We start from the raw sequence: 15989 nt of genomic DNA, 5'->3' as shown, positions 1-15989 counted from the left end.
CGGCCGCCGGATCACGGCGGCCTCCCGACCGGTGAGCGCCCGGGGACGGTCCCCCGGGCGCTCACCTTCCTCGGCGCGGCCCGGAGGCGGGCTGGCAGAATCACGGGCATGGCAGAGATCATCCAGCGGGACGGAACATGGACGTTCGACGGGGACACCGTGCGCATCGTGCCGGGGGGCAAGGCGCACCCGGTCCGGCAGGAGCTGGGTGAGATAGCCGTACCCGTGCAGGCGGTGGCGGGCATCTCGTTCGAACCGGACCGCAAGGGCGGGCGGCTGCGGCTGCGGCTGCGCGGCGGCGCCTGCCCGGTACTGCGGGCCGCCGACGGCCGGCTCAAGGACGGCGCCGACCCCTACGTACTGACCGTGGAGAAGGACCGCACGGGGGTCGCCGAGTACTTCGTCGACGAGCTCCGCAACGCCCTGCTGATCGAGCAGGTGCCGGACGGCCCCGTGGACCGCTTCCTGCTGCCGGGACCCGCGCTGCCCGTCTCCGGCGGGGGCGGCGACGGCACGGCGTCCTTCGACGGCGAGAGCGTCCGGCTGACCTGGAACTGGAAGGCCGAGGAGTCCAAGACCGCCGGGGGTCCGACCACCTTCCCGCTGTCGCGGATCGCCGGCGTGCGGTGGATGCCGTCGATCGGCCTGGAGAACGGCTATCTGCGCTTCGAGCCGGTCGAGGGGCCCGTCTCGGCCCCGCCGAAGTACGACACGTACGCCCTGGACCTGTGGGGGATGTCCAAGAAGGAGCACACGGCGGTCCTGGTCGCCGCGGCGGTGCTGATGCGGCTGCCCGGGGCCCGCGCGCTGCCGGCCGCCCCGGAGCCGGCCCCGGCCCTGGCCAAGGCGGCCGAGCCGGCCCCCGCCGCCCCGCCCGCCGCCCCGCCCGCCGGCGACCACGACGCGCTGCTGCGACGGCTGCGGGAGCTGGGCGAGCTGCACCGGGCCGGAGTGCTCACCGACGAGGAGTTCAGCACCGCGAAGCAGGCCGTTCTGCGCAGCATGTGACGCGACCGAACAGTCTTTCCCGTCCCCCCTGCCCGATATCGGGCAGATTTCTTGCATAAGCACGCCTCGGCAAGCAATATCGACGGGTGCTTGAACGCCGCTCGTCCCATGACGACCTCATCGATCACCTCGTACGCTCCACCGCGCTCCAGCGCGGCGAGGCGGCCCGGGTGATCCTCGACGTGCTGGCGTACTTCGACGAGAGCACCGACGACTTCGTCCGGCGCCGCCACCGCGAACTGCAGTCCGGCGGCCTGGTCAACACGGAGATCTTCGAGCGGATCGCGGCCGAGCTGCCGCACCGCGCCGTGGCGCCGCCGGAGCTCTCGCTCCGCCAGCTGCGCCGCATCGTCTACGGCTGACCGGCCGCGGCCGGCCACCGGGCGCCCGTGCGGGGCGTCGAACGGAAATGCGTGTACGTCGATGGAGGGGCAGAGAACACATGTGCGGAATCGTCGGATACATCGGTAGGCGTGACGTCGCTCCGCTGCTGCTGGAAGGCCTGCAGCGGCTGGAGTACCGGGGGTACGACTCCGCGGGCATCGTCATCACCGGCAAGGCGGCGGCGGGCAAGCCGGGCACGCTGAAGATGGTCAAGGCCAAGGGCCGGGTCCGCGAGCTGGAGGCCAAGGTCCCCAAGCGCTTCGCCGGCACCACCGGCATCGCCCACACCCGCTGGGCCACCCACGGCGCGCCGAGCGACGAGAACGCACACCCGCACATGGACGCGGAGAACAAGGTCGCCGTCGTCCACAACGGGATCATCGACAACGCCTCCGAGCTGCGCGCCAAGCTCACCGCCGACGGCATCGTCTTCCTCTCCGAGACCGACACCGAGGTGCTGGTCCACCTGATCGCCCGCGCCCAGGCCGAGACCCTGGAGGAGAAGGTCCGCGAGGCGCTGCGCCACGTCGAGGGCACCTACGGCATCGCCGTGCTGCACGCCGACTTCAACGACCGCATCGTGGTCGCCCGCAACGGCTCCCCGGTCGTCCTCGGCATCGGCGAGAAGGAGATGTTCGTCGCCTCGGACGTCGCCGCGCTGGTCGCCCACACCCGCCAGGTCGTCACGCTGGACGACGGCGAGATGGCCACCCTGAAGGCCGACGACTTCCGTACGTACACCACGGAGGGCTCGACCACGACGGCCACGCCGACCACCGTGGAGTGGGAGGCCGAGTCGTACGACATGGGCGGCCACGACACGTACATGCACAAGGAGATCTCGGAGCAGGCCGACGCCGTGGACCGCGTCCTGCGCGGCCGGATCGACGACCGGTTCTCCACCGTGCACCTGGGCGGGCTCAACCTGGACGCCCGCGAGGCGCGCGGGGTGCGCCGGATCAAGATCCTCGGTTGCGGCACCTCGTACCACGCGGGTCAGATCGGCGCCCAGCTGATCGAGGAGCTCGCCCGCATCCCCGCCGACGCCGAGCCGGCCTCCGAGTTCCGCTACCGCAACCCGGTCGTGGACCCCGACACCCTGTACGTCGCGGTCTCCCAGTCGGGCGAGACGTACGACGTGCTGGCGGCCGTCCAGGAGCTGAAGCGCAAGGGCGCCCGGGTCCTCGGCGTGGTCAACGTGGTGGGCTCCGCCATCGCCCGTGAGGCCGACGGCGGCACGTATGTCCACGCGGGGCCGGAGGTCTGCGTGGTCTCCACCAAGTGCTTCACCAACACCGTGGTCGCCTTCGCGCTGCTCGCCCTGCACCTGGGCCGGATCCGTGACCTCTCGGTCGCGGACGGCAAGCGGATCATCTCCGGGCTGCGCAGGCTGCCGGAGCAGATCAGCGAGATCCTGGCGGGCGAGGACGAGATCAAGCGGCTCGCGGCGGAGTACGCGGACGCCAAGTCGATGATGTTCATCGGCCGGGTGCGCGGCTACCCGGTGGCCCGCGAGGCCTCCCTGAAGCTGAAGGAGGTCTCGTACATCCACGCCGAGGCCTACCCGGCCTCCGAGCTGAAGCACGGCCCGCTCGCGCTGATCGAGCCCGCGATGCCGACCGTGGCGATCGTGCCGGACGACGACCTGCTGGAGAAGAACCGCGCCGCGATGGAGGAGATCAAGGCCCGCAGCGGCCGCATCCTCGCCGTGGCCCACCAGGTGCAGGAGAAGGCCGACCACACCATCGTCGTGCCGAAGAACGAGAACGAGCTGGACCCGATCCTCATGGGCATCCCGCTCCAGCTGTTCGCGTACCACACGGCCCTCGCGATGGGCCGCGACATCGACAAGCCGCGCAACCTGGCGAAGTCCGTGACGGTCGAGTAGACGGCGGTGCACAGACCTTGGGCCCCGTACCGTCGCGAAGACGGTACGGGGCCCAACGCGTGCCGCTACAGGGCCTCCTGGCGGCCCCTCAGAAAGCACGGGGCGCCCCTTCGGGCACCTCGGGGTCCTCAGGTCAGGGAATGACGATGACGGGGCGTTGCGCCCGGCGGGCGAGGCGGCCGGCCACGGACCCGAAGATCCGGCCGACGATGCCGTGCGTGGAGCCCACGACGATGGCGTCGGCGGCGTACTCCCGGCCGACCTCCTCCAGTTCGTGGCAGATGTCGCCCCCGCGCTCGACCAGCACCCAGGGCACCTCGGAGAGATAGTCCGCGCAGGCCAGCTCCAGGCCGAGGACCTCGGTGCGGTGATCGGGGACGTCGACGAAGACGGGGGGCTCGCAGCCCGCCCAGACCGTGGTCGGCAACCGGTTGGCGACGTGGACGATGATCAGTCCGGAGCCCGACCGGCCGGCCATGCCGATGGCGTAGGCGAGAGCCCGCTCGCTCGACGTGGAGCCGTCGAAACCGACCACGACTCCGTGCCGGAAGGCGGGATCGCACGCATGGCGTGCTTCTTCGACCGTCCGCGGCTCCGACCCTGGGTCGGCTACCGGCTTGCGGTCTTTGGGTTCAGGGATTTCGTGACCGGCCATCGGTGTCTCGGCGAAGAGAATCCTCGTGAGGAGGGAACGGTTTCGAGAGGTGCATCAGCTGGTGGTGAAGCTCTGTCCGGGAATCATCTTCCCAACCCCATACCCCCAAGGGTACGGCGTCACTCCTCCACCACCCAGACCCCCGCAAAAGCGTGCGCGACGCTGGAGGGAGCATGCCCGAGCCTGTCCGCGATGGCAATGCCGGTTGTGTCGTACACGGGCCTCGGAGGGGGCGAACACCGTCGGCCGTCCTGTTTTTCGCGACGACCGGCGGCCGCCCGGCGGACCCGGCGGCGAGGCCCTCACCCGGTCCCTGTTGGCCACACCGCCACCGGGCCGCCACCCCGGGACAGGACGCCGCGGCGCGACCCCCGCGATCGCGGTTCGAGCCGAACCCGGCGACGACGCTCTGACCGGCGGACGACGGGGCCGGGACCGCCGGCCGGCCGGGACCGCCCGACCGCCCCCGACCGAGGCCCGACACCCGCGGTTCTCGTGCCCCACGGCCCATCGGTCGGTAATCGGGCCCGGCGGAACCTCGCCCCGGTCCACGCCGCAACGGACCGCCACACCCCTCCGCGGCGGTCCGAACACGCCATGGTTCACGGCGGCGAGGGAGCGCACCGGCGCGGCAGTCAGGCGGCGGTTGTGCGCCCGGCGTGACCGGATACAGCACACGCAACCGATGGTTTTAAGCCAACTTCACCTGGGTGCCGAACCCTTCGCTGGATGGCCGGACACCCCACCGCCCACCAGGCAGGAACGGACCGCGCGGTACGCTTTCACCCGACGCGGACGGGCCACGTTGGCGAAGGGCACTTCCCTGTGCGCTTCGCGAGTGAAACGCTTCGTGATCGAACGCTTCACGCCACGTTTCCTTATCGACATTGAGCTGGTGGGGGAAGGTGTCACAGCGGGACCACGCGACGCAGTAGATTCGATCTTGGAAATCGGAGACTGGGGACACGTGCGACACCGAGGGGAAACGTGCAGGAGCGACAGGCCCGTAAGGACCAGGGAGACGCGAACACCGAGGGGGGCTTAGCGTCATGAGCCAGGACTCCGCCGCCGCGACGGAGGCCGCACGCAAGCTGACCGGGCGGCGACGCCGGGAAGTCGTTGCCGTGCTGCTGTTCAGCGGCGGCCCTATCTTCGAGAGCTCCATCCCGCTCTCCGTTTTCGGAATCGACCGGCAGGACGCGGGAGTTCCCCGCTACCGCCTGCTGGTCTGCGGCGGCGAGGAAGGACCGCTGCGCACGACCGGTGGGCTCGAACTCACCGCGCCGTACGGCCTGGAGGCGATCAGCAGGGCCGGCACCGTGGTGGTGCCCGCCTGGCGGTCGATCACCTCGCCGCCGCCCGCCGAGGCACTGGACGCGCTGCGGCGCGCCCACGAGGAGGGCGCCCGCATCGTCGGTCTGTGCACGGGAGCCTTCGTGCTCGCGGCCGCCGGCCTGCTGGACGGCCGGCCGGCCACCACACACTGGATGTACGCGCCGACGCTGGCCAAGCGCTATCCGTCGGTGCACGTCGATCCGCGCGAACTGTTCGTGGACGACGGGGATGTGCTCACCTCCGCCGGCACCGCCGCCGGGATCGATCTCTGCCTCCATATAGTCCGCACCGACCACGGCACGGAAGCCGCGGGGGCACTCGCCCGCCGGCTCGTCGTGCCGCCGCGGCGCAGTGGTGGGCAGGAGCGCTACCTGGACAGGTCTTTACCGGAGGAGATCGGCTCCGACCCGCTCGCCGAGGTCGTGGCCTGGGCCCTGGAGCATCTGCACGAGCAGTTCGACGTGGAGACGCTCGCCGCACGGGCCTACATGAGCAGACGGACCTTCGACCGCAGGTTCCGTTCGCTCACCGGCAGCGCACCGCTGCAGTGGCTGATCACCCAGCGGGTGCTCCAGGCTCAGCGGCTGCTGGAGACCTCCGACTACTCGGTCGACGAGGTCGCCGGCCGCTGCGGCTTCCGCTCCCCGGTCGCGCTGCGCGGGCACTTCCGCCGCCAGCTCGGCTCCTCCCCCGCCGCGTACCGGGCCGCCTATCGGGCCCGTCGTCCGCAGGGGGTGGCGGAGAGCGCCGCGACGGTGGTCGAGACGATGGTGCCCAGCCAGGGGCCACCGTCCGGACGCCGGGGCTCGCCCCTGTCCTCCGCGGCCGTCGCCGTGGCGGCGTCGGTGGGGGCCGGGGAGCTGTCCCTGCCGGGCCCTGACGCGTACGTCCCCGGACGCCCGGCCCTGCCGGGACAGCGGAGCGCCCCGTAGGGTGGGGCGCATGAACGACCGCATGGTGTGGATCGACTGCGAGATGACCGGGCTCTCGTTGGCGGACGACGCACTCATCGAGGTGGCCGCCCTGGTCACCGACTCGGAGCTGAACGTGCTCGGCGAAGGGGTGGACATCGTGATCCGCCCGCCGGACGCGGCCCTGGAGACCATGCCCGAGGTGGTGCGGCGGATGCACACCGCCTCGGGTCTCCTCGACGAGCTGGCCGGGGGTACCACCCTGGCGGACGCCGAGGAGCAGGTCCTGGCCTACGTCCGTGAGCATGTGAAGGAGCCCGGCAAGGCCCCGCTCTGCGGAAACTCGGTCGGTACCGACCGGGGGTTCCTGGCGCGGGACATGCGGGAGCTGGAGGGCTACCTCCACTACCGGATCGTGGACGTGTCCTCGGTCAAGGAGCTGGCCCGGCGCTGGTATCCCCGGGCGTACTTCAACAGCCCGGCCAAGAACGGCAACCACCGGGCGTTGGCGGACATCCGTGACTCCATCACGGAGCTCCGCTACTACCGGGAGGCGGTCTTCGTGCCGCAGCCCGGCCCGGACTCCGAGCGCGCCAAGGAGATCGCGGCGCGCTGGTCGGCTCCGGCCGCACCGTAGGAACCCGCTGGTCACGGGCGCGAAAGCGCCCGTGGACCGGCCCCGGGAAACGGGGGCGCGAGCACCCTCCCGGACCCTGTACACTTTTTCTCGGCCGGTCGGAAACGACCGGGCGACATGGTGGGTATAGCTCAGCTGGCAGAGCACCTGGTTGTGGTCCAGGATGTCGCGGGTTCAAGTCCCGTTACTCACCCTGAGGGAAGGGCCCCGGTCTTCGGACCGGGGCCCTTCTTCATGTGGTGCGGGGCGATGTGCCGCCCGGTCGCCCGGTCGGCTCAGAAGGTGACGTCGGAGCAGGCGTAGAAGGCGTTGCCGGTGTCCGCGATGGTCCAGACGCCGAGGATCAGGTGCTTGCCCGACTTCTGCGGCAGGTTGCCCGCGTGCGTGACCGTCGCCCCGGGCTGCCGGCCACCGAACGGCACGGTGAGGAACGGCTGCGGGTCCAGGTCGGCCCGGGTCAGGGGCTTCGACGGGTCGTAGCCGTCCTTGGTGACGTAGTACCGGAAGTCGGTGGTGGCGTGCCGGGCGGTGATCCGCCAGCGGAACGTGTGGCTCGCCCCGGCGCTCACGTCGGAGGCGGGCCAGGCTCCGCCGCGCGGGTCGTCCAGTTCGGCGAACCGCTGGTTGCCCCCGGCGCAGATCAGACCGTCGCGCGGACCGCGCGCCGGGAAGCCCTTGAGGCCCTCGACGCTCGGCGGCTCCCACTGGATCTGCCCGCAGTCGCGGACGGTGCCGTTGCCGCAGAGCTGCTGCCGGCTGATGGGCGAGTCGGTGTACCCGTGGCTCTGCGCGCTGCCGGAGGTGGCCAGCAGGGAGACCCCGGCGACGCCGAGGCCGAGGAGTAAGGAGGTGATCTTTCTGCGCATGTGGTGCTCCTGGGGTGAGGGGTGGAGCTTGCGGACAGATGGACCGGGCGCGGCGGCTCACCGCGTCTTGGTCTAGACCAAGACGGAGGCTAGTCCTGTCTTTTGGTCATGTCCATACCACTGAAGGGCACCGAACGGCCGGCCCCGGCCGGCTGTCACGACGAGTCGCGGACCACCAGCTCCGTGGGCAGCACCAGCGAAGGGCGCTCGTCGCCCGGGGTCCGGCCCGCGATCTCGTCCAGGAGGAGCCGCGTCATCCGGCGGCCCATCTCCTCGATGGGCTGGCGGACGCTGGTGAGGGCCGGGTGCATGTGGCGGGCGACCACCGAGTCGTCGAAGCCGATCAGGGCCACGTCCTCGGGGATGCGGCGGTCCGCCTCGCGCAGGACCTGGCGGGCGCCGGCGGCCATCACGTCGGAGGCGACGAAGACCGCGTCGAGGCCGGGGCGGCGGGCCAGAAGGTCGCGCATGGCCCGCGCGCCGCCCTCCTCGGTGAAGTCGGCGGGGGCGATGAGGCGCTCATCAGGGGCCAGGCCGGCGGCGGAGACCGCCGCGCGGTAGCCGTCCAGGCGGCGCTGGGCGCCGTAGACCTCCAGGCGGCCGGTGATCGTGGCCACCTGGCGGCGGCCCCGGGAGACCAGGTGCTCGACGGCGGCCCGCGCGCCCCCGAAGTTGTCGGAGTCGACCGAGGGCAGCGTCTCGGCCGCGTGCCGGGCGCCGCTGATCACACAGGGCATGCCCAGCTGCTCCAGGAGCTCCGGCAGCGGGTCGTCGGCGTGCACGGCGACCAGGAGGACCCCGTCGACGCGGTGGGCGGTGAGGTACTGGGCGAGCCTGCGGCGCTCGCGGTCGTTGCCGACGAGGGTGAGGAGCAGCTGCATCTCGGTGTCCGCCAGGGCCGCGCCGACGCCGCGCACTATCGCGGAGAAGTACGGCTCGGCGAAGAAGCGGGTCTCCGGCTCGGGCACCACCAGGGCGATGGCGTCGGTGCGGTTGCCCGCCAGGGCGCGGGCGGCCCGGTTGGGGACGTACCCCAGGTCGGCCACGGCCGCCTCGACCGCCTGCCGGGTCGCGTCGCTGACGCGGGGCGAGCCGTTGATGACCCGTGAGGCGGTGCCCCGGCCGACCCCGGCCCGTGCCGCTACCTCTTCGAGCGTGGGCCGCCCGCCGCTCCGTACTCGCGCTGCCGCCATGGCCGCCTCCCCGTTCCCGGTCAATTTCTCACAGCCGTACAGTCAATCCAAGTCCTGGACCGATCACCCCGACGAGCGTACGGACAGTGTATTGGGAGCGCTCCCAAGCGAGGGACGAAAAGGCGGTGGGCCCGGTCGGGGTCGACCGGGCCCACCGTTCTCACCGGGTCAGGCGTCCTGGCCCTCGGCCGGGGGCAGCGCGTGGCGGGCGATCACGTCGCCGTACCAGTGGGCGCTGGACTTCGGCGTACGACGCTGGGTCGCGTAGTCGATGTACACCGCGCCGAACCGCTTCGCATAGCCGTAGCCCCACTCGAAGTTGTCCATCAGGGACCAGAGGAAGTAGCCCCGTACGTCGGCCCCGTCGGCCGCCGCCCGGCGTACCGCCTCCAGGTGGCCCCGCAGATAGGCGATCCGCTCCGGGTCGTGGACCCGGCCGTCCGCGTCCGGTACGTCGTCGAAGGCCGCGCCGTTCTCGGTGACCATCAGCGGCAGGTCCGGGTGCTCACGCGAGACGTCCATGAGGAGGTCGTACAGGCCCTCCGGCTTGACCGACCAGTTCATCGCGGTGACCGGCCGGCCCTCGGCGAGGTGGAAGGCGACGTGTTCCGAGCCGGGCCACGGGGAGTGCTCGCTGCTGCCGTGGCCGTCGTTGCGGGTGTCCCCGGCGCCGGAGGGCGACGCGCTCACGATGGTGGGCGTGTAGTAGTTGACCCCGAGCACGTCGATCGGGGCGGCGATGGCGGCGAGGTCGCCCTCCCGGACCAACTCGGCCCAGTTCACGATGCGTTCGGTGTCGGCCAGCAGGTCCTGCGGGTACGCGCCCTTCAGCATCGGGCCGGTGAAGACGCGGTTGCCCACCGCGTCGATCCGGCGGGCCGCGTCGGCGTCCGCCTCGCTGCCGGTCAGCGGGCGCACCTGGTGGAGGTTGAGGGTGACCGAGGTCTGCGCGGCGGCGGGGAGGTTGGCGCGCAGCGCCTCGGTCGCCCGGCCGTGGGCGAGGTTGAGGTGGTGGGCGGCCCGCAGCGCGGCGGCCGGTTCGGTGCGGCCGGGGGCGTGGACCCCGGAGCCGTAACCGAGGAAGGCCGAGCACCAGGGCTCGTTCAGCGTGGTCCACATGTCCACGCGGTCGCCCAGGGCGCGAGCCATGATGGCCGCGTAGTCCGCGAACCGTTCGGCCGTCGCGCGCTCGGGCCAGCCGCCCGCGTCCTCCAGCTCCTGCGGCAGGTCCCAGTGGTAGAGCGTGGCGACGGGCTTGATGCCGGCGAGCAGCAGTTCGTCGACGAGCGAGCGGTAGAAGTCGAGGCCGCGTTCCACGGCGGGCCCCCGGCCGGTGGGCTGGACGCGGGACCAGGAGACCGAGAAGCGGTACGCCTGGAGGCCGAGGCGCTTCATCAGGGCGACGTCGTCGCGGTAGCGGTGGAAGTGGTCGGCCGCCACGTCCCCGGTGTCCCCGCCGAGGGTCCGGCCGGGCGTGTGGCTGAAGGTGTCCCAGATGGAGGGCGTGCGGCCCAGCTCGGCGGCCGCACCCTCCACCTGGTACGCGGCGGTGGCCGCGCCCCAGAGGAAACCGGTCGGGAAGGGGGCCGTGGCGGCGGGGGCCTGCTGCGGGACCGTGTCAGGTCGGACGGCTGTCATGTGGGAGCGCTCCCTGGAGGAAGTGAGAGATGAGAGGTGAGGAGAAAGGGGGGTGGGAGGGGGATCAGCCCTTCACCGCGCCGGACATGATCCCGCCGACGATCTTCTTGCCGAAGACCACGAACACCACCAGCAGCGGCAGCGTGCTGATCAGCGCGCCCGCCATCACGATGGACTGGTCGGGGGTGTACGAGGCGCTGAGCTGGCCGAGGGCCACCTGAAGGGTCGGGTTCTGCTGGTTGAGGGCGAGGTAGGGCCAGAAGAAGTCGTTCCACGCCTGGACGAAGGTGAGCATCCCGAGCACCATCATCGCGGGGCGGGCCACCGGCAGCACCACGCTCACCACGATGCGGAGGTTGTTCGCGCCGTCGATCTTGGCCGCCTCGATCAGCTCGTACGGCAGCGCCTCGATCAGGTACTGCCGCATGAAGAACACGCCGAACGCGCTCACCAGCGTCGGGAAGATCACCGATTCGAGCTGCCCGCCCCAGCCGAGGCCGGACATCATCATGAACAGCGGGACGACGCTGAGCTGCGGCGGGATGGTGAGGGTGGCGATGACCGCGGTCATCAGCCAGCCGCGGCCCCGGAACCGCATCTTGGCGAACGCGTAGCCGGCGAGCGTGCAGAAGAAGAGCGTCGCGAGGGTGATCGAGGACGAGACGATGACGCTGTTGAGGATCGCCTTGCCCAGGTTGGCCTGTTCCCAGGCCGTCTGGACGTTCTCCAGCAGCTTGCCGCCCGGGAGGAACGGCGGGGTGGAGGCGAGGACCTCGTCCTGGGTGCGGGAGGCCGCGACCAGGGTCCAGTAGAGCGGCAGCAGCGAGCCGAAGCCGACGACGGCGAGCGCGATGTACGCGAACGGGCCGCCCTTCATCTGCTGTCCGGCGCCCATCTTGAAGCGGCTCGGGCGCCGCGGGGCACTGCCCTTCGGGTCCGGCGCGAGCTTCACGGGGGCGGTGTGCGTGGGGCTGGTCATGGTCATGGGTGCGCTCCCGGTCAGACCGCGGACTTGCGGACGAATCGGCCGATGAACCAGTTGGCCGCGGCGATGATCAGCAGGAGGGCGAGCATCGCCCAGGCGACGGCGGCGGCCGGACCGAGATGTCCGAGGTTCCAGCCGTAGTTGTAGAGGTAGATGCTGAGCGTCTCGTACTGGTTCTCGTTGCCGCCGGTGGCGCCCAGCGCGCCGCCCTCCAGCAGCAGCGGCTCGCCGAAGAGCTGCATGGAGCCGATGGTGGAGATGACGATGGTGAACAGGATCGTCGGCCGCAGCGAGGGGATGGTGACCTTGCGGAACTGCTGCCAGCGCGAGGCGCCGTCCAACGACGCCGCTTCATAGAGGTCGTTGGGGACGGCCTGCATCGCGGCGAGGTAGATCAGCGCGTTGTAGCCGGTCCAGCGCCAGATGACGATGATCGAGATCGCCAGCTTCGACGTCCAGTGCCCGTTGGCCCAGTTGACCGGGTCGAAGCCGACGAGGCCGAGCGTCCAGTTCAGCAGTCCGCCGTCGGCCCGGAACACCAGGGCGAAGACGAGGGCGGCCGAGGCGACCGAGGTCGCGTACGGGGTGAGGATGATCGTGCGCCAGAACGTGCTGGCCCGCAGCTTGTAGTTGAGGAGGTGGGCCAGGCCGAGGGCGACCAGGAGCTGCGGGACGGTGGAGATGACGCCGATCAGGAACGTGTTGCTGACCGAGGTCCAGAACTCGGGGTCGTGCAGGATCTTGTCGAAGTTCTCCCAGCCCACCCACTCCATCGAGTCCAGGCCGGTCATCTCCACCCGGTGCAGGGCGATCCAGCCGGTGTAGAGGAGGGGGTAGAGCCCGAAGGCCCCGAAGACGAGGAAGAACGGGGCGATGTAGGCGTACGGGGACGCCTTGTCGTCGAACCGCCACAGCCGGCTGCGCCACAACTGCCGCCGTTCGCTGGGTGGTTCCTTCTTCGGGTCACGGGGCGGGGTCGCGTACGCATCCCGGGTGGGGGTCGAGGTTGCCACGGGCGGGGAGTCCTTCCCTGGGTGCGCCGACGGACGGCCGGGGCGGCTGGAGGGGTGGGCGGCTGGGGGCGGGCGCTTGGAGGGGCGGGCGGGCGGCGGGGCGGGCGGGTGTCGCCCGCCCGCCCCGGCGCGGGTCCGGCTCGGGCCGGTCCGGTCACGTGCGGAAGGTCAGCCGATGGCCTTGTCGATCGTCCGCACGGCCGCGTCCCAGGCGTCGTCGGGGCTGGTGCCGCGCTGCTCCATGTTGTTGATCTGGGTGGAGATGGAGTCCTTGATCACGCCGTCCTTCGGGCCGAGGACCGCCTCGGGGATGGACTTCGCGCCGTCGGCGTAGATCTGGCCGATGGGGGCGTTGTTGAAGTACGGCAGGGTCGCGTTCTTCACGTCGGGCAGGTCGTAGGCGCCCTGGTTGGACGGGAAGACGCCGATCGCCTTGAAGACGGCGGCCTGCTGCTCTGGGGCGGTCAGCCACTTGACGAGCTTGGTGGCCTCGGCGACGTTCTTCCCGGACTTCGGGACGGCGAGGAAGGAGCCGCCCCAGTTGGCGGAGGTGTCGCCGGGGGCGCTGGTGATGTCCCACTTGCCCTTGTTGGCGTCACCGGCGTAGGTGGAGATCTGGCCGGCCATCCAGGCGGGGCAGACGACGGTGGCGATGGTGCTCTTGCGCAGGGCCGCCTGCCACGGGTCCTCGAACTGGGCCAGGCCCTGCGTCAGCTTCTTGGACGCGGCCTCGGCGGCGAGCTTCCAGCCCTTCTCGACGCTGGCGCTCTTGTCGTAGATCGGCTTGCCGCTCGCGTCGTAGTACTGCTCGGGGCTGGAGCTGACCACGGCGTTGAACATGGCGCTCGCGGAGTCCATGAAGTACGTGCCCTTGGGGGCCTTCTTCTTGTACTGCTCGCCCAGGGCGAGGAAGTCCTCCCAGCCGCCCTCGGTCAGCTTCGCGACCTCCGCCCGGTCGGTGGGCAGTCCGGCCTTCTCGAACAGCTCACGGTTGTAGCAGAGGGACATGGGGCCGATGTCGGTCCCCGCGCCGATGACCGCACCGCTGGGGGCGGTGGCCTGCTTCGCCTTCCACGACACCCACTCGTCCACGCCGATCGCCTTGGAGAGGTCGGCGAAGGAGTCCGCCTTGGTGTCGACGATCTCCTTGATCCGGCCGACCTCGATGCCCTGGACGTCGGCGAGGCCGCTGCCGGAGTTCAGCTGCTGGAGGAGCTTGGGGTAGTAGTTCTTCTCCTCGGCGGTGGTGTCCTCCTTGACCGTGATCTTCGGGTTCAGCTCGTGATACTTCTCGAAGAGCCCGGCCTCCTTGTAGCCGAACTGCCCGAAGTCGGCCAGGGTCAGGGTGATGTTCCCGTCCGCGTCGGCTCCCTTGTCCGAATCGGACGAGCCGCCGCATCCGGTGAGGAGGAGGGCGGTGACCGTGAGGCCCGTGGTGGCCACGAAGGCGGTTCTCCTGCGTCGACCGGCAACGCTGCGGGTGATGCGCATTCCACTGCTCCTTGTTCCGGGAAGAGGAAGCGCGCGAGACCTTCCCCCAGAGTGGGAGCGCTCCCATGCGCCGTTGCCGGAAGGTTGCTGCCTGGAGGGGGTGGGTGTCAAGAGTTGAAGACGATTCCGTTGCCGAGGGATGTCCGGCGGGTCACCGAGGGGATGTTGGGCCGCCCTCCCGTCGGAAGGTGAACGGGGGCAGGTCGGGCCGGGCGAGCTGCCGGAGGACCCCACCCCTGTTAATTTCTCCTTTATGTACCTTTTGATCATCCTGGTCGCCGACACCAGCCCCGGTGAGTGAGGCGGGATGGGCGTCCTGCGCGACCATCCCGAACTGGCTCTCTTCTTCTGCCTCGCGGCCGGCTACCTCGTCGGCAAGCTCCGCGTCGGCCCGATCACGCTCGGCGGCATCTGCGGCACCCTGATCGTGTCGCTGTTGCTCGGCACCCGGCACATCAGCGTCGACGACGACGTCAAGACGGTCTTCTTCGCGCTGTTCATCTTCTCGCTCGGCTACATGGCCGGACCGCAGTTCTTCGCCAACCTCAACCGCAAGAGCCTGCGCTTCTTCACGCTCTGCCTGATCGAGCTGGTCTGCGTCCTGGGCATCGCCTACGGGCTCGCCAAGGCCTTCGACCTGGACGTGGGCACGGCATCCGGAATCCTCGCCGGGGCGGCCACCGAGTCCGCCGTCGTGGGGACGGCGACCGAGGCCATCGGCAAGCTGGAGGACCTGACCTCCGAGCAGATCAGCCAGTACCAGGGGCACGTGGCCACCGCGTACACGGTCTGCTACCTGTTCGGCCTGATCACCATCGTGCTCTACACCAGCCAGATCATGCCGATGCTGATGCGCATCAACCTGGCGGACGCCTCGCGCGAGCTGTGGGAGAAGATGCGCGGCGGTCAGGGCGGGCTGGAGTCCGACGAGCGCGAGGCGCTGCCCGGCATGGTCGGCCGGACCTATCTGGTGACGCTGGCGGACGGGCGGACCGTCGGCGGCCTGGAGAGCGCCCTGGGCGGCCGCATCACCGTCGAGGGCGTCAAGCGCGGCAGCAAGCTGCTGACGCCCTCTCCCGGCCTTGAGCTGACGCTCAGCGACCTGATCCAGGTGGTCGGGGAGCGGGCGGCCATCATCGAGGCGGGCCGGGAGATCGGCCCGGAGACCCCGGCGGTGCCGGGGCTCGACACCCCGCTGGCCACCAGTCAGGTCGCGGTCACCGAGAAGGAGACGATCGGCGCCACGATCGACCGGCTGGAGAAGCGCCATCCGGAGTTCCGCAAGGACGGCGTCTACGTCACCGACGTACTCCGCAACGACCAGCACCTGCCCGCCAGCGGGGAGACGGTCCTCGCCCGGGGCGACGTCCTCACCCTGGTCGGTGCCCGGGGCGGGCTGAACCGGCTCGTCGCGAAGCTCGGCGCGGTGGTGAAGAACGACGCCACCGACTTCATCTACCTCGGCTTCGGCATCGTGGCGGGCTCCCTGCTCGGCCAGATCGTCGTGAAGCTCGGGGACATCCCGATGTCGCTCGGCACCGGCGGCGGCTGTCTGATCTCCGGCCTGGTCTTCGGCTGGTTCCGCTCCCGCAGCCAGACCTTCGGGGCGTTTCCGCCGCAGGCCGCGAGCACGCTCAAGGACATGGGCCTGGCCGTCTTCATCGCCTGTACGGGGCTGGCGGCGGGGCCCCAGGCCTGGCCGCTGCTGAAGGAGTACGGGGCGCTGCTGCCGTTCGCGGGCATCGCCATGGTGCTGGTCCCGGCGACGATCTCCCTGGTCGTCGGGCGCAAGCTGCTGAAGATCGAGAAGCCGCTCCTGATCGGCGCGATCGCCGGACAGCAGTGCTCGACCCCGGCGATCACCTCCATCACCCAGGTGGCCCAGAGCTCCGTACCGCTTCTCGGCTACACGATCACGTACACGCTCTCGAACTTCCTGCTGCCGCTGACCGGGCCCATCCTCGTCGGCGTACTGGGGGCGTGAC

The 15989-nt window shown here is 70.7% G+C and carries 13 protein-coding genes and 1 tRNA gene; 7 read left to right on the top strand and 7 right to left on the bottom strand.

The genetic code is table 11. The annotated features are described in order from the left end of the window. Window positions 1-108 precede the first annotated feature (108 nt). From AB0F29_RS25480 to glmS, 3 genes are all read left to right on the top strand, one after another. A complete protein-coding gene (locus AB0F29_RS25480; protein WP_361876087.1) occupies window positions 109-1008 on the top strand; it encodes a DUF4429 domain-containing protein in 900 nt (299 codons plus the stop codon). 86 nt (window positions 1009-1094) lie between these two features. Continuing rightward, window positions 1095-1370 carry a hypothetical protein gene (locus tag AB0F29_RS25475; RefSeq protein ID WP_003968990.1) on the top strand — a complete coding sequence of 92 codons (276 nt, stop codon included), beginning with the start codon at window positions 1095-1097 and terminating at the stop codon, window positions 1368-1370. Window positions 1371-1450: 80 nt separating this feature from the next. Further along, entirely contained in the window at window positions 1451-3280 is a 1830-nt protein-coding gene (gene glmS, locus AB0F29_RS25470; protein ID WP_361876084.1) for a glutamine--fructose-6-phosphate transaminase (isomerizing), read from the top strand. Between the two features lie 133 nt (window positions 3281-3413). Here the strand turns inward: glmS and AB0F29_RS25465 are convergent, their stop codons facing one another. Then, window positions 3414-3935 carry a universal stress protein gene (locus tag AB0F29_RS25465; RefSeq protein ID WP_026290787.1) on the bottom strand — a complete coding sequence of 174 codons (522 nt, stop codon included), beginning with the start codon at window positions 3933-3935 and terminating at the stop codon, window positions 3414-3416. A 1049-nt stretch (window positions 3936-4984) separates the two neighbouring features. Between AB0F29_RS25465 and AB0F29_RS25460 the strand changes: the two genes are divergently transcribed. The 3 genes from AB0F29_RS25460 (at window position 4985) to AB0F29_RS25450 (ending at window position 7011) form a co-directional block, all read left to right on the top strand. After that, window positions 4985-6202, top strand: a complete 1218-nt coding sequence (locus AB0F29_RS25460) for a helix-turn-helix domain-containing protein (RefSeq protein ID WP_361876081.1) — start codon at window positions 4985-4987, stop codon at window positions 6200-6202. Between the two features lie 10 nt (window positions 6203-6212). Next, window positions 6213-6818, top strand: coding sequence for an oligoribonuclease (gene orn / locus AB0F29_RS25455; protein ID WP_361876079.1), 606 nt, complete (start codon window positions 6213-6215; stop codon window positions 6816-6818). 120 nt (window positions 6819-6938) lie between these two features. Beyond that, window positions 6939-7011, top strand: a tRNA-His gene (locus tag AB0F29_RS25450). Window positions 7012-7093: 82 nt separating this feature from the next. On the opposite strand, the gene AB0F29_RS25445 is transcribed toward AB0F29_RS25450, so the two are convergent. The 6 genes from AB0F29_RS25445 to AB0F29_RS25420 form a co-directional block, all read right to left on the bottom strand. Beyond that, complete coding sequence (locus AB0F29_RS25445; RefSeq protein WP_361876077.1) at window positions 7094-7684, bottom strand: lytic polysaccharide monooxygenase auxiliary activity family 9 protein; 591 nt, start codon at window positions 7682-7684, stop codon at window positions 7094-7096. 155 nt (window positions 7685-7839) lie between these two features. After that, window positions 7840-8877 (bottom strand): LacI family DNA-binding transcriptional regulator, encoded by a 1038-nt coding sequence (locus tag AB0F29_RS25440; RefSeq protein WP_361876074.1) that lies wholly within the window; start codon window positions 8875-8877, stop codon window positions 7840-7842. A 168-nt stretch (window positions 8878-9045) separates the two neighbouring features. Then, a complete protein-coding gene (locus tag AB0F29_RS25435) occupies window positions 9046-10515 on the bottom strand; it encodes a GH1 family beta-glucosidase (RefSeq protein ID WP_361876071.1) in 1470 nt (489 codons plus the stop codon). A 64-nt stretch (window positions 10516-10579) separates the two neighbouring features. Then, the gene (locus AB0F29_RS25430; RefSeq protein ID WP_361876068.1) at window positions 10580-11500 is read right to left on the bottom strand and encodes a carbohydrate ABC transporter permease; all 921 of its coding nucleotides are present in this window, start codon (window positions 11498-11500) and stop codon (window positions 10580-10582) included. A 14-nt stretch (window positions 11501-11514) separates the two neighbouring features. Then, window positions 11515-12513: a sugar ABC transporter permease gene (locus AB0F29_RS25425; protein ID WP_361876065.1), complete on the bottom strand. Its 999-nt coding sequence runs from the start codon at window positions 12511-12513 to the stop codon at window positions 11515-11517. A 168-nt stretch (window positions 12514-12681) separates the two neighbouring features. Next, entirely contained in the window at window positions 12682-14004 is a 1323-nt protein-coding gene (locus tag AB0F29_RS25420) for an ABC transporter substrate-binding protein (protein WP_361876062.1), read from the bottom strand. A 307-nt stretch (window positions 14005-14311) separates the two neighbouring features. Here AB0F29_RS25420 and aspT point away from each other — a divergent pair, with 307 nt between their 5' ends. Next, complete coding sequence (gene aspT / locus AB0F29_RS25415) at window positions 14312-15988, top strand: aspartate-alanine antiporter (RefSeq protein WP_361876059.1); 1677 nt, start codon at window positions 14312-14314, stop codon at window positions 15986-15988. Window position 15989 lies beyond the last annotated feature (1 nt).

The organism is Streptomyces sp. NPDC026589 (assembly GCF_040638385.1).
Taxonomy (GTDB): Bacteria; Actinomycetota; Actinomycetes; order Streptomycetales; family Streptomycetaceae; genus Streptomyces.
Note: the sequence above shows the minus strand (reverse complement) of the source record. Positions and strands in the feature narration are given on the sequence as shown.

Coding starts and splice junctions, on each gene's coding strand:
- glmS (WP_361876084.1), top strand. CDS start 1,451: ATGTGCGGAATCGTCGGATACATCGGTAGGCGTGACGTCGCTCCGCTG.
- AB0F29_RS25480 (WP_361876087.1), top strand. CDS start 109: ATGGCAGAGATCATCCAGCGGGACGGAACATGGACGTTCGACGGGGAC.
- AB0F29_RS25430 (WP_361876068.1), bottom strand. CDS start 11,500: ATGACCATGACCAGCCCCACGCACACCGCCCCCGTGAAGCTCGCGCCG.
- AB0F29_RS25440 (WP_361876074.1), bottom strand. CDS start 8,877: ATGGCGGCAGCGCGAGTACGGAGCGGCGGGCGGCCCACGCTCGAAGAG.
- AB0F29_RS25460 (WP_361876081.1), top strand. CDS start 4,985: ATGAGCCAGGACTCCGCCGCCGCGACGGAGGCCGCACGCAAGCTGACC.
- AB0F29_RS25435 (WP_361876071.1), bottom strand. CDS start 10,515: ATGACAGCCGTCCGACCTGACACGGTCCCGCAGCAGGCCCCCGCCGCC.
- orn (WP_361876079.1), top strand. CDS start 6,213: ATGAACGACCGCATGGTGTGGATCGACTGCGAGATGACCGGGCTCTCG.
- AB0F29_RS25420 (WP_361876062.1), bottom strand. CDS start 14,004: ATGCGCATCACCCGCAGCGTTGCCGGTCGACGCAGGAGAACCGCCTTC.
- AB0F29_RS25445 (WP_361876077.1), bottom strand. CDS start 7,684: ATGCGCAGAAAGATCACCTCCTTACTCCTCGGCCTCGGCGTCGCCGGG.
- AB0F29_RS25465 (WP_026290787.1), bottom strand. CDS start 3,935: ATGGCCGGTCACGAAATCCCTGAACCCAAAGACCGCAAGCCGGTAGCC.
- aspT (WP_361876059.1), top strand. CDS start 14,312: ATGGGCGTCCTGCGCGACCATCCCGAACTGGCTCTCTTCTTCTGCCTC.